General features: G+C 71.8%; 12 protein-coding genes. 9 read left to right on the forward strand and 3 right to left on the reverse strand.

Features of this window, described 5'->3' with window-relative positions; all coding sequences use genetic code 11:
* Nucleotides 1-70 precede the first annotated feature (70 nt).
* From OG202_RS27205 to OG202_RS27240, 8 genes are all read left to right on the forward strand, one after another.
* Nucleotides 71-1,024 carry an alpha/beta hydrolase gene (locus OG202_RS27205; RefSeq protein ID WP_327728467.1) on the forward strand — a complete coding sequence of 318 codons (954 nt, stop codon included), beginning with the start codon at nt 71-73 and terminating at the stop codon, nt 1,022-1,024.
* A 523-nt stretch (nt 1,025-1,547) separates the two neighbouring features.
* Complete coding sequence (locus tag OG202_RS27210; protein ID WP_443052292.1) at nt 1,548-2,327, forward strand: alpha/beta hydrolase; 780 nt, start codon at nt 1,548-1,550, stop codon at nt 2,325-2,327.
* 274 nt (nt 2,328-2,601) lie between these two features.
* Complete coding sequence (locus tag OG202_RS27215) at nt 2,602-3,849, forward strand: acyltransferase family protein (RefSeq protein WP_327732160.1); 1,248 nt, start codon at nt 2,602-2,604, stop codon at nt 3,847-3,849.
* A gap of 10 nt (nt 3,850-3,859) precedes the next feature.
* Nucleotides 3,860-5,296 carry a sensor histidine kinase gene (locus OG202_RS27220; RefSeq protein ID WP_327728466.1) on the forward strand — a complete coding sequence of 479 codons (1,437 nt, stop codon included), beginning with the start codon at nt 3,860-3,862 and terminating at the stop codon, nt 5,294-5,296.
* Nucleotides 5,293-5,967, forward strand: coding sequence for a response regulator transcription factor (locus OG202_RS27225; protein WP_327728465.1), 675 nt, complete (start codon nt 5,293-5,295; stop codon nt 5,965-5,967). The genes OG202_RS27220 and OG202_RS27225 overlap by 4 nt, the downstream gene beginning before the upstream one ends.
* A gap of 124 nt (nt 5,968-6,091) precedes the next feature.
* Complete coding sequence (locus tag OG202_RS27230) at nt 6,092-7,444, forward strand: sensor histidine kinase (protein ID WP_326579724.1); 1,353 nt, start codon at nt 6,092-6,094, stop codon at nt 7,442-7,444.
* Nucleotides 7,441-8,106 carry a response regulator transcription factor gene (locus tag OG202_RS27235; protein ID WP_326579722.1) on the forward strand — a complete coding sequence of 222 codons (666 nt, stop codon included), beginning with the start codon at nt 7,441-7,443 and terminating at the stop codon, nt 8,104-8,106. The genes OG202_RS27230 and OG202_RS27235 overlap by 4 nt, the downstream gene beginning before the upstream one ends.
* Nucleotides 8,107-8,189: 83 nt before the next feature.
* Nucleotides 8,190-9,407 carry a cytochrome P450 gene (locus OG202_RS27240; protein ID WP_326579720.1) on the forward strand — a complete coding sequence of 406 codons (1,218 nt, stop codon included), beginning with the start codon at nt 8,190-8,192 and terminating at the stop codon, nt 9,405-9,407.
* Here OG202_RS27240 and OG202_RS27245 read toward each other — a convergent pair.
* From OG202_RS27245 to OG202_RS27255, 3 genes are all read right to left on the reverse strand, one after another.
* On the reverse strand, nt 9,390-9,617 hold the full coding sequence (locus tag OG202_RS27245) for a hypothetical protein (protein ID WP_326579719.1): 228 nt from the start codon (nt 9,615-9,617) through the stop codon (nt 9,390-9,392). The two genes, OG202_RS27240 and OG202_RS27245, sit on opposite strands and share 18 nt — an antisense overlap.
* 323 nt (nt 9,618-9,940) lie before the next feature.
* On the reverse strand, nt 9,941-11,578 hold the full coding sequence (locus tag OG202_RS27250; RefSeq protein WP_328223745.1) for an ABC transporter permease: 1,638 nt from the start codon (nt 11,576-11,578) through the stop codon (nt 9,941-9,943).
* A complete protein-coding gene (locus OG202_RS27255; protein WP_326579716.1) occupies nt 11,575-12,483 on the reverse strand; it encodes an ABC transporter ATP-binding protein in 909 nt (302 codons plus the stop codon). Before OG202_RS27255 ends, OG202_RS27250 begins: the two co-directional genes overlap by 4 nt.
* 124 nt (nt 12,484-12,607) lie before the next feature.
* On the opposite strand from OG202_RS27255, the gene OG202_RS27260 reads away from it, so the two are divergent.
* A complete protein-coding gene (locus OG202_RS27260; RefSeq protein WP_327728461.1) occupies nt 12,608-13,153 on the forward strand; it encodes a GbsR/MarR family transcriptional regulator in 546 nt (181 codons plus the stop codon).
* Nucleotides 13,154-13,170: the final 17 nt, after the last annotated feature.

A 13,170-nucleotide genomic window follows, 5' to 3' on the forward strand; every position in this document is an offset into this window, starting at 1 on the left:
GGCGTCCCCCTCCCAGGGACCCGCCCACCCAAACCCTTCCAAATCCGTTTCACCCCCGAGAGGTTGGCGCATGCCGGACGACGACGCCGCAGCCCGCGATGCCGCCGAAGAGGCATCCGCCTTCTCGCACCCCCCGATCGCCCCCGACATCACGGCCGCCTACGGCGACCACCCGGACCAGGTGATCGACTTCTACGCCCCCCGCACCGCCCCGGGTACGGCCATACCCTCCGAGCCCGACGCGGCCGCATTCGCATCCACAGCCGCCACCGCGGCCACCGGCACCGCCCCCCTCGTCGTAGTCCTGCACGGCGGCGCCTGGCGCGCCCCCTACGACCGCCACCACATCACCCCCTTCGCCGACTTCCTGGCCCGCCACGGCTTCGCGGTGGCCAACGTCGAGTACAGAAGGGGAAGCTCACTTCCCACCCGGACCGGACCCACCGGCACCCCGGGCCCGATCGCAGGACGCTGGCCGGAGACGTTCGACGACATCGCCGCAGCCCTCGACGCCCTCCCCGCCCTCGTAGGCCGGGCCCTGCCCCAGGCAGACCCCCGCCGCACGGTCCTCACCGGCCACTCCGCCGGTGGTCACCTCGCCCTGTGGGCCGCCGGCCGCCACGTGCTCCCGGCCGACGCTCCGTGGCGTACCCCCCGTCCCGCCCCCCTCCGCGGCGTCGTCGCCCTGGCCCCGATCGCCGACTTCGCCGTCGCCGAGAAGCTCGACGTCTGTGGTGGCGCGACCGCCCAACTCCTAGGCGGGCAGGACAAGTTCACCGAGCGCCGCCCCTACGCCGACCCCGCGCTCCTGCTCCCGACCGGCATCGCCACCACCCTCGTACAGGGCCGCGCCGACATCGTCGTCCCCCAGGCCGTCGCCGAGGCGTACGCCGACGCCGCGGCCAAGGCGGGCGAGGTCGTGGGTCTGACCCTGCTGGAGGAGGTGGGCCACTTCCCCCTCATCGATCCGGCGGCGGACGCGTGCGCGGTGGTGGTGGAGGAAATCGCACAACTGGCCTGGTGAATGGCGCCCCGGCGAGCCCCCGCACCACGGCCCTCACCCCTCCCCGCTGATACCCGTAGTACCTGAGAGCTACATCCCAGGTGAGCTCCCTGGCGTGACGCCGACCACGACCTCCGATCCATAACTTCCTTCCCAGAGCGGCCCGACGGACGGGCGGCGCGAACGGGAAGGGGCGGGTGGCATGGGGGTCGCGACATGGCCGGAGGCAGACCTCCGGCCACCCACGGAACGCAGCCCCTCGCACCCGCAAGCACAGCCCGGGCCACCCCCACCTGCGAGCGCACCCGCACCCGCACCCGCACTCTCATCGGCCGCCACACCGACAGGCCCTCGCCGCTCCACCCCCTGGTCTCGAACCCCTTGGTCGGCCCGGCTACGCCGAACGTTCCTCGCCCTGTTGGTGGCCACGGCCGTCATCGTTCCCCTCTCCGCCGCGGCCAGGCCGCGGATCCCCGCCCCACCCCCGGCATCACTCGCCCCGCCGACCCCGACGACACTCCGGTCGACGTACGAGGCCAACCGCGTGAACGCCGCGGAGGCGGCCCGCATGGCCGACGCCCACGGCGACCGAAGCCGAGCTGCGACGGACCGCTGGATGGCGGAACCCGGCCGGCAACTCCTGACGTTCGACGGCCGGGGCCCGGGCCAGGCCGTGGAAGTCCTGGGCGACCTGCTGAAAGCCGACCGCATAGCGATCCTGGTTCCTGGTTCGGACACGAGCCTGGACACCTACGGCCGCCTCCACAAAGCCGCGCTGGCCCTGCACGACCGCACGGGCCCGGACACGGCGGTGATCGCCTGGCTCGGCTACGAAACACCCGGAACCATCAGCACGACGGCCCTCACCCCCACCCGAGCCGACCGGGCGGCGCCCCACCTCCGCACGTTCATCCGCGAACTACGAGGCCTGGTGGGCGACTCCACCGGCATAGCTCTCCTGTGCCACTCCTACGGCTCGGTCGTGTGCGCCCGCGCCGCCACCGATCTCGACGACATCGACGACATGGCCCTGATCGGCAGCCCCGGCACAGGCGCGGACAGCGCGGCCGCCCTGCACACCTCGGCACGCGTGTGGGCGGCCCGAGGCGCGGACGACTGGATCGGCATGGTCCCCCACACCCGAGCCGACCTCTTCGGCACCACCCTCGGCTTCGGCCCCGACCCCACCTCCCCCTCCTTCGGCGCCCACGTCTTCACCGCGGGCCCCGCCGGCCACAGCGACTACTTCACCCCCCACTCCACCTCCCTCAACAACCTCGCCCACATAGCCCAGGGCGCCCCTTCGGAGGTATCCCATGCGTGACAACACCCCCATGCCAACGGCTGCACACACTCCGGGAACGGGAGCGGGAGCGGGAGCAGGGGCAGGAGTCGGGAGCCGAGCCGGAGTCCGGGATGCGGCCGAAGTGCGAGCCGCAGTCGCCGACGGCGCTCGACCCCCACAGGGGCCACCCGCACCCGACCACGATTCCCGCACGGGCGGTGCGGGTGGGAAACCAAACCCGGCCGAAGGCCGACGGCACCCCCACGCACCCGCACGAACCCCACGCAACGCCCTACGCCGAGCCACCCACCACATCAACACCGCCACCCCACCCCACCGAGACCGCGCAGTGGACGCCCTCCGAGCCCTCGCCATACTCGGCATAATCCTGGGCCACTGGCTGGTAACCGCCCTGGTCGCGGACGGCAACACCCTCCACACCACCAGCCCCCTCCAACACATGCCCCAACTGGCCCCCATCTCCTGGCTCTTCCAGACCCTCGCCGTCTTCTTCCTGGTAGGCGGCCACGTAGCCACGAAGAGCTACACCTCGGCCCGAGCCCACGGCACCACGTACACCCCATGGCTCCGCACCCGCCTGACCCGCCTGTTCCTCCCGGTCGCCGCCCTCCTGACCCTCTGGACCGCGATCACGATCACCCTCCTGGCCACAGGCACCCGCATCGACACGGTCCACACCCTGCTGAAACTGGCCCTGTCCCCGCTGTGGTTCCTCCTGGTCTTCGCAGCCCTGACGGCGGCAACCCCACTCCTGACCCGCCTCAACCCGCTCTGGCCGCTGGCCGTCGTCCTCCACGTGGACCTCATCCGCTTCGGCCTCGGCGGCCCCGAGGGCCTCGGCTGGATCAATCTGGCCGCCGGCTGGATGGTCCCGTACACCCTGGGCGCGGCCTGGACCCGGGGCGAACTGGAGCGCCTCCGCGCGGGCTGGACCCTGCTGGTGTCCGGCACGGCGGCGACGGCGGCCCTGATCCTCTGGGCCGGTTATCCGGCGTCGATGGTCGGTGTCCCCGGCGCACGGATCTCCAACCTGAACCCACCCACCCTGGCCGCCGTCACCTTCGGCCTGGCCCAGTGCGGCCTGGCCCTCCTGCTGCGCGGCCCCCTCCGCCGCACCCTGCGGCGCAGGCCGATGGCCTGGGCGGCGGTGGCCCTGGTCAACCTCTCCGCGATGACCGTGTTCCTCTGGCACCAGACGGCGATGATGGCGACGACCGCCACCGGCCTGTCGGCGGGCCGCCTCCCCGGCCTGCACACCCTCCCCGACGACCTGACCTGGGTGGCGGCCCGCCTCGCCTGGCTCCCGGTCTTCACCCTCGCCCTCCTGCTCTGCCGGTCAGCGTTCCACGGCTACGAGAACCACCGCCCGAGGAAAACCCCACGACCGAAGCCCTCACGACAGAAGCCCTTGCGACCGAAGACCTCACCACCGCAGGCTTCACGACCGAAGGCCTCACCACCGAAGGCCTCTTGGCCGATACGCCCCCGAACCAGCCCCCAACAGCCGAACACGCCAACCCCGTCGGCACGCCATGCCTAGGCTGATGCGAATGAGTGCGGTGGAGAAGCGGCTGACCAGAGGACTACGGCTGCTGCGCGAGGACCTGTGGAGCGCCAAGCCCCACCCGCTGCCACCCTCCGCCCGGCTGCGCCGACTCCCGCACGGCCTGGTCGTCCTCGTCGCGGGCCTCACCATGCTCGGAAACCTCGACGAGATGGGTGAGACCTATCAACTGGGCGCGCAGTACGGGCTGTTGTGCTCGCTGGCGCAGGCGGCAGCGGTGGTGCTCGCTCTCTGGTGGCCGGTACCGGCGTGGTGGGCCTCCACGGTCGTCACGACCGTCGTGGCTCTCGGTGTCCGAGCCCGGCTGTTCACCGAGCAGACCGTCCGTGACTCCCGCTCCGTGCACCCCGAAGTCACCGACGGCCTCACCACACCCCTTCCCCAGGGCACGATCGACACCAACGTGCCCTGGCCATGGAGCCCGATGGGGCTGATCGCCCACGCGACCATCCTCTTCCTTCTCGCCCTGCGGCTGCCCAACCGCGTGGTGATCGCGGTGCTGGTGCTGACCACGCTGGGCACCTTCGCCCTGCAGGGTCTCGCCGGCTCCCATGCGTACGCGTCGACGAGCCCGCTGGCCCTCGCCTTCTTCGTCGGTGCCGTCCTCCTCGGCAGCGCCCTGCGCGGCCGCCGCGAGGCCCGTACCCAACTCGTCGAGCAGACCAGCATCACCGCTGAGGAGCGCGCCCGCCGCACCCTCCTGGAGGAGCGCAGCCGCATCGCCCGCGAGCTGCACGACGTGGTCGCCCACCACATGTCGGTGATCTCCATCCAGGCCCAGGTCGCCCCGCACCTGGTGGAAAACCCGTCCGAGGAGTTGAAGGAGAACCTCCACGGCATCCGGCAGAACGCGCTGGAGGCCCTCACCGAACTCCGCCGCGTCCTCGGCGTACTGCGCTCCGAGAACCCACCGGACGCGGACCCCGACGACCCGCACGGGATAGCGGCCGCGGCCGAGGGCACCGCCCCGCACGCCCCGCAGCCCACCCTGGACCGTCTCGACGCGCTCATCGACAACACCCGCGCGGCCGGCCTGGCCGTCGTCACCGAGATCCACGGCGAGGAGAGGCCGCTGCCGCCGGGCGTGGAGCTGTCGGCGTACCGGATAGTGCAGGAGGCCCTCAGCAACGCCCTGCGGCACGCGCCCGGGTCGACCGTTCGGGTGGAGCTCACCCACTTCCCGCGCGGTCTGCAGGTACGGGTCATCAACTCCCGTCCCGCCCGCGAGGCCCCGCCGTCCCTGGGCGCCGGCCACGGGCTCCTCGGCATGCGTGAGCGTGCCGCGATGCTCGGTGGCACGCTCATGGCGACCGAGACCTCCCACGGCGGTTTCGCCGTCGTGGCCTTCCTCCCCCGCAACGGCGACCCCGGCGGCGAGCCCTCGGAGCTCGCACCGGACACGACAGGAGAACAGAGTCCATGACGAGCAGCACCATCCGCGTACTGATCGCCGACGACCAGCAGATGGTCCGGCAGGGCTTCTCGGTGCTGCTCAACACCCAGCCCGACATCGACGTCGTCGGCCAGGCGGTGCACGGCCTCGACGCGATCGACAAGGTCACCGAACTCGCCCCGGACGTCGTCCTGATGGACATCCGCATGCCCGAGCTCGGCGGCATCGAGGCCACCCACCGCATCACCACCGAGCACCCGCACATCAGAGTCCTCGTCCTCACCACCTTCGACCTCGACGAGTACGTCTACGAGGCCCTGCGCGCCGGCGCGTCCGGCTTCCTCCTCAAGGACGCCTCCGCCGACCAGCTCGCCGAGGCGGTACGGGTCATCGCGGCGGGCGACGCGCTGCTCGCACCCGGCATCACCCGCCGCCTCATCGCCGAGTTCTCCCGCCTCGGCACCACACCCCGTGCCCCCCTCAAGGCTCGCGTCGGTGATCTGACGGAGCGGGAGACCGAGGTGCTCAGCCTGATCGCGCAGGGCCTGTCCAACGCCGAGATCGCCCAGCGTCTCGTCGTCGCCGAACAGACCGTGAAGACCCACGTGGGCCGCATCCTGGTCAAACTGGGCCTCCGCGACCGCACCCAGGCCGCGGTCTTCGCCTACGAATCGGGCCTGGTCCGCCCCACGGGCTACTGAACGGACGCCACCGGCGGATCCACGGACGCCGCCCACGCCCTACCCGTAGTACCTGAGACGGACCCGGGCAGACCCTCCTCACAGGTGACGACGGCGCACCCGCCCTCCGCCTACCGTTTTGAACGTGACCGAGACGACCCAGACGCAGACGATGACGATGCCCTCGCGCGGCGGGGGCAAGCCGAGCAGCCCGGAATTCCGGGTGGCGATGGACGCGTGGCGCAGGCTGCGGCAGGACCTGTTCCACGACGCGTTCGCCTACCTGCCGATGCCCCCGATGAAGATGGACGGCCTGTTCACCAGCCGGCTGTCCGGCCGCCTCCGCGAGTACGTGGCCTGGGCCCCGCACGCGGCGGTGGTGGCCGCCGGTCTGCTGTCGATGGCCATCGCCGCGTCCTCCAGCGACGACGGCGGGTCCGCCGCGACGGTGTCCGCCGTCTTCGCCCTGATCCCGGTCCTGCTGACCTTGGTCAGGCCCGTGGCGGCCTTCTGGGCGTCCATGATCGCGACCCCCCTGACAGGGGCGTTCAGCGACATGTGGGACGACTGGCCGTGGGCAGCCGGCAGCTTCGCGGCCCACCTCGTGGTGATGACGGTCGTGGCACTGCGCACCCGGCCGCGCATAGCCGCCTGGATGTGGGGCCTGACCGCGGCGTACGGGATGTTCGTGGAAAGCACCCTCGGCATGGGCCACTACTCGTCGAACTCGGGCCCGCTCCTCGTCATCTCCGCCATGACCCTGCTGGCCGCCTCCGCCCTGACCATACGCCGCACGGCCCAGCGCGAGGTGACCGCGCAGCAGACGGTGACCGAGCACGAGCGCTCCAAGCGCACCCTCCTCGAAGAGCGCACCACGATCGCCCGCGAGCTGCACGACGTGGTCGCCCACCACATGTCGGTCGTCGCCATCCAGGCCGAGGCCGCGCCCTACCGCGTGGAGAACCCGCCGCCGGAGCTGGAGCAGGCCTTCGCCACGATCCGGGAGAACGCGGTGGCGGCGCTCACCGAGCTGCGCCGCGTCCTCGGAGTGGTCCGCGCCGAGGACTACGAGGCCCCGGACGCCCCGCAGCCCACCCTCGCCGACCTCGACGGCCTGCTCGCCAACGTGCGGGAGGCCGGTCTCACGGTCGACAAGGCGGTCACCGGAGCGGTCCGCGAACTCCCGCAGGGCGTGGAACTGTCGGCGTACCGCATAGTGCAGGAAGCCCTCAGCAACACCCTGCGGCACGCACCGGGAGCGACGGCCCGCGTGGAGATCGGCTACGTCCTGGGCGGTCTCGGCCTGCGCATAGTCAACGGCCCGCGCCCGGAGGCGACCCTGGTGAAGACCACCCACGGAGCCGGTCACGGCCTCACCGGCATGCGCGAGCGCGTCACGATGCTGAACGGCGAGATGACGACGGGCGAGACGGAGGACGGAGGATACGAGGTGACGGTGTTCCTGCCGGTGTCCAGCGCGAGCGAGGCCGACGCATGACGATCCGCGTGCTGATCGCCGACGACCAGATGATGGTCCGCGAGGGCTTCTCCGTGCTGCTCGGCGCCATGCCGGACATCGAGGTGGTCGGCGAGGCGGTGAACGGCCGGGACGCGGTCGACCGGGTCCGGGAGCTGTCGCCGGACGTCGTCCTGATGGACATCCGGATGCCCGAGCTGAACGGCATCGAGGCCACCCGGGAGATCGTGGCGTCGGACGGCGGGGCGAAGGTGCTGGTCCTGACCACGTTCGACCTCGACGAGTACGTGTACCAGGCGCTGCGCGCGGGAGCCTCCGGCTTCCTCCTCAAGGACGCCTCCGCCCGCCAACTGGCCGACGGTGTCAGGGTGGTGGCCGCCGGCGAGGCACTTCTCGCCCCGTCCGTCACCAAGCGTCTGATCACGGAGTTCTCCAAGCTGGCCCAGTCTCCCCGCCCCTCGGCGGCCACCCAGCTGGCATACGGCGAACTCACCGACCGCGAGACCGAGGTCCTGGTCCTCATCGCCCAGGGCCTGTCCAACTCGGAGATGGCCGAGCGTCTGGTGGTCGCCGAGTCCACGATCAAGACCCATGTGAGCCGGGTCCTGGTGAAGCTGGGCCTGCGCGACCGTACCCAGGCGGCCGTGTTCGCCTACGAGGCCCGGCTGGTCACGCCCGGCTGACGGGAGCCGCGGCAGCCGCTTTGCCGAGGTCACGCGCCGGTCCCCCCTGTTCAGGCGGCCCGCTCGCGGGTTAGCGTCCGGTCATGGCACCTGCTTCCGACCTCGCTTTCGACCCGTGGGACCCCGACTTCGTGGCCGACCCGTACCCGGCGTACGCGGAGCTGCGGGCCCGGGGCCGAGTGCAGTACTACGAGCCCACGAACCAGTGGCTCGTCCCGCACCACGCGGACGTCTCGGCGTTGCTGCGGGACCGGCGGCTCGGGCGGACGTACCAGCACAGGTTCACGCACGAGGACTTCGCCCGCAGCGCACCGCCGGCGGAGCACGAGCCCTTCCACACGCTGAACGACCACGGGATGCTCGACCTGGAGCCCCCGGACCACACGCGCATCCGGCGGCTGGTGTCGAAGGCGTTCACCCCACGCACCGTGGAGCGGCTGAAGCCGTACGTGGAGGAGCTGGCCGGTGACCTGGTGGCCGGGCTGGTGGAAGCCGGCGGGGGTGACCTGCTGACGGATGTCGCCGAGCCGCTTCCGGTGGCGGTGATCGCCGAGATGCTCGGTGTCCCCGAGTCGGACCGGGCACCGCTGCGGCCCTGGTCGGCGGACATCTGCGGGATGTACGAGCTGAGCCCGTCGGAGGAGACGGCGAAGCGGGCGGTGCGGGCGTCGGTGGAGTTCTCGGAGTATCTGCGGGAGCTGATCGCGCACCGTCGGGCGGAGCCCGGCGAGGACCTGATCTCGGGCCTGATCGCCGCGTACGACGAGGGCGAACGTCTCACCGAGCAGGAGATGATCTCGACCTGTGTGCTACTGCTGAACGCGGGCCACGAGGCGACGGTGAACGCCACGGTGAACGGCTGGTGGGCGCTGTTCCGGAACCCGGAGCAGTTGGCCTCCCTGCGGGCGGACCACTCGCTGGTGCCTGCGGCGGTGGAGGAGCTGATGCGGTACGACACCCCGCTGCAGCTCTTCGAGCGCTGGGTGCTGGACGACATCGAGATCGACGGGACGACGGTTCCGCGGGGCGCGGAGATCGCGATGCTGTTCGGCTCCGCGAACCATGACCCGGCCGTGTTCGCCGACCCCGGGAAGCTGGACCTCACCCGCGAGGAGAACCCGCACATCTCCTTCAGCGCGGGCATCCACTACTGCATCGGCGCCCCCCTCGCCCGGATCGAACTGGCGGCCTCGATGACGGCGCTCCTGGACCAGGCACCCACCCTCGCCCTCGCCACCGAGCCGACCCGGAAGCCGAACTTCGTGATCCGGGGCCTCGACGGCCTATCCGTCCAGATCTGAGGAGCCCTCCCCGCCCGGCCCCGGCCCCCTTCGCCGGGCCGACAGCAGCGCGATCAGCAGGCAGACGGCGGCCGGGAGGGCGGCTCCGGCCAGGGCGACGAAGGGGAGCTCGGTGGCGAGGACGGTGTAGTCCATGCCCTCACCCTCGAAGCCGCCCTGGAGATGGCGTTGGGTGCGGTCAGAGGTGCTCCACGCGAGCGTCGCGGCCACCGCACCCACCCCGGACAGCGCACACCCACCACACCCCAACGCACTCTCCCGATCCAACCCCCGCCCCCTCGTCCCGCCCCGCCCTGCCATCCCGGGCTACTCCGGTCGACCCATGACCGCAGGGACGCGCCCGAGTCCCGCCATGGTTCTCCCGCCCGGAGAGACACGGCCCGGCTTCGGGCAACGGGCCGCCACGTCTCGGCGCCACCAACCGCCCCTCGCCGCCCAGCACCCCGCGCCCCGCCGTCCCCCTGATCCTCCGAAGCCGCTCCGCCGCTCCGCCGCTCCGCCGACCCCCAGCCCACCGGCCCCCCACCCCACCCTCAGCTGCTCACATCCCGCCGCCGCAGCCCCGCCAGACCGCCTGCCACCAGCACCATCGCGAGCCCGGTCAGTACCAGCACCGGCGTCCACTCCATCTCCCCGCCCGGCAGCTTCGGGAGGTGGCCGAAGGGGGAGAGGTCGAGGAGGGCTTGGGGGGCGTTGAGCGCGGGGCCGATCCAGCCGATGAGGAGGACCGCGCCGGCGAGGCCCCAGGCAGCACCCGCCGCTCGGGGGGTGAGCCCGTAGAGCAGGACGGCCGTGCCGCCGATGACCCACACCCCGGCGACCTGGACGAGGCACGCGCCCAGGATCGGGCCGGCCTCCTTGCCGTAGCCGAGGGTGAAGCCGAGACCGGCGAGGAGCATGATCCACACCGTGCCGCCGAAGGCGACGACCAGGTGTCCGGCGGCCCAGCGGAGCCGGCCCACGGCGTTCGCGAGGAGCGGTTCGGCGCGCCCGGAGGTCTCCTCGCCGTGCAGGCGTAGGACAGCGCTGACGATGTACAGCGCGGCGATCAGGCCGAGCATGCCGATCATCGAGGCGAGGAAGGCGTTCGTCAGGCCGGACTGGCCGCCCATGCGTTCGAAGATCTCGCGGGCGCCCTCGTTGTCGCCGACGAAGTCGGCCGTGCCCTCGGTCAGGCCGCCGTAGACGACCCCGGCGAGGAAGAAGCCGATGCTCCAGCCGAGGACGCTGCCGCGCTGGAGCCGCCAGGCCAGGGCGCCGGCCGTACCCAGTCGGCCGGCCGCGGGGCCGGGCCGGGTCGGCAGGAAGCTCATGCCGACATCGCGGCGCCCGGCGAGTTCGTACGCCACCGCGCCCTGGATCGCCGTCGCCGCCACGAACAGCAGCAGCACCCACCACCGCTCATCCGCGAAGGAACGCTCGTTCTCCAGCCACCCCAGCGGTGACGCCCACGTCAAGAAAGACGAACCGTCGTTCTCGGAAGCGTCGCCCGCCGCCCGCAGCACGAACGCCGCCCCCAGCACCCCCGCCGTCAGCCCCCGCGCCAGCCGAGCGCTCTCCGTCAGCTGCGCGACGACCGCCGCCATCGTCGCGAACACCATCCCGACACCCGCGATCCCCAGCCCGAAGGCCAGCGCACTGACCGCGCCCTCCCCGGCCAGTCCGAGCGTGACGAGCGATGCCAGCCCGCCGTTCGCGATCGCCGCCGTCAGCAGAGCGGCGGTCAAGGACGCCCGGCGCCCCACCATCCCCGAGGCGACCAGTTCCTGACGGCCGCTCTCCTCCTCGTCGCGGGTGTGGCGGATGACGACGAGGAGGCTCATGACGGCGGCGAGGAGACCGGCGTAGACGCCGACGCGCCAGGCGGTCAGGGCGCCGAGGGAGTCGTCGAAGACGGGGCCGACCAGGGCGCGCAGCGACGAGTTCGTGGTCATCTGGCGCATGAGGTCGGCGCGTTCGGCGGCGGTGCCGTACAGGCTCTTCAGGCTGTTCGGCATGGAGAGGACCATCAGCCCGGTCACCGCGACCCAGACCGGGACCATCACGCGGTCGCGGCGCAGGGCGAACCGCAACAGGGTTCCCGTACCGGCCAGTTGACGGGTCCCGCCGGACCGTACGGCGAAGGCGTTCGTGGCGGCGGGGCCGGTGTCCGTGTCGGCGGTGGTGGTCATCGCGCGACCACCTCTCCCGCCTGGTAGTGCCGCAGGAACAGCTCTTCCAGGGTCGGGGGCGTGGAGGTCAGGGACCGTACGCCGGACCCGGTCAGGGAGAGCAGGACGGCGTTGAGTTTGTCGGTGTCGACCTGGAGGCGGACGCGGTTGCCCTGGACGTCGAGGTCGTGGACGCCGGGGAGACCGGCCAGGCCGCCCGGCGGGCCGGCGAGTTCGGCGGTGACGGTGGTGCGGGTCAGGTGGCGCAGGTCGGCGAGCGAGCCGCTCTCGACGGTCACGCCCTTGCGGATGATGCTCACCCGGTCGCACAGTTCCTCGACCTCGCTGAGGATGTGGGACGACAGCAGGACTGTACGGCCCCGGTCGCGCTCCTCGCGTACGCAGCGCTGGAAGACCTCCTCCATCAGCGGATCCAGACCGGAGGTCGGTTCGTCCAGGATGAGGAGGTCCACGTCGGAGGCGAAGGCGGCGACGAGGGCGACCTTCTGGCGGTTGCCTTTCGAGTAGGTGCGGCCTTTCTTGGTGGGGTCCAGTTCGAACCGTTCGATCAGCTCCGCGCGGCGCCCGGCGTCCAGCCCTCCCCGCAGCCGGCCGTACAGGTCGATGACCTCGCCGCCGGAGAGGTTGCGCCACAGGGTCACGTCGCCCGGTACGTACGCGATCCGGCGGTGCACCTCCACCGCGTCCGTCCACGGGTCGCGGCCCAGTACCCGCGCGGCGCCCGAGTCGGCGCGCAGCAGGCCGAGCAGGACGCGGATGGTGGTGGACTTCCCGGCGCCGTTGGGGCCGAGGAAGCCGTGGACCTCGCCGGTCTCGACGGTCAGGTCGAGGCCGTCCAGCGCGTGGGTCCGTCCGAAGGACTTGTGCAGTCCGGATACCTCAAGGGCGGGGTGGGCCTTCGTCATGCTTCAGAAAGTACGCTTGCTTCAGAAATTTGTGAAGTTAAGGAAGCGTATGAATCGCCGGTAGACTCGGCGGTGGTGTCTGACCAGGGGATATCGCGGGGATACCGAGGGAGTTGATCCAGGGATGACGGATTCGAAGGCCGGAGCGAAGGCCGGGGCGAAGGCCGAAGCGAAGGCCGGAGCGGCGACCGTGGGACGCGACCCGGAGTCGGTCTCCCGTTTCGTCGAGGGCTTCGCGGCGCAGCTCGTCGAGGCCGGGGTGCCGCGCATGCCGGCCCGCGTCTTCGCCGCGCTCCTCGCCTCCGACACCGGCGCGCTGACCTCCGTCGAGCTGGGCGAACAGCTCCGGATCAGCCCGGCGGCCGTCTCCGGCGCGGTCCGCTATCTCGCCCAGGTGCACCTGGTGTCACGCGAACGCGAGCCCGGTTCGCGCCGCGAGCGCTACCGCGTCCACAGCGACCAGTGGTACGAGGCGCTCACCAACCGCGAGGCCATCATCAAGCGCTGGGAGGAAGCGTTGCGTGAGGGCGTCACCAGCCTGGGCGCCGACAGCCCGGCGGGCCGCCGACTCTCCGAGACCCTCGCCTTCTTCGAGTTCATCGAGAAAGAGGTCGAGGCGATGATGGGCCGCTGGCGCGTCCACCGCGAGGAGCTGTTCGGCGGGGGCTGACCGGCGACCGCGGACCG

Origin of the sequence: Streptomyces sp. NBC_00310 (assembly GCF_036208085.1) — a bacterium.
Taxonomy (GTDB): Bacteria; Actinomycetota; Actinomycetes; order Streptomycetales; family Streptomycetaceae; genus Streptomyces.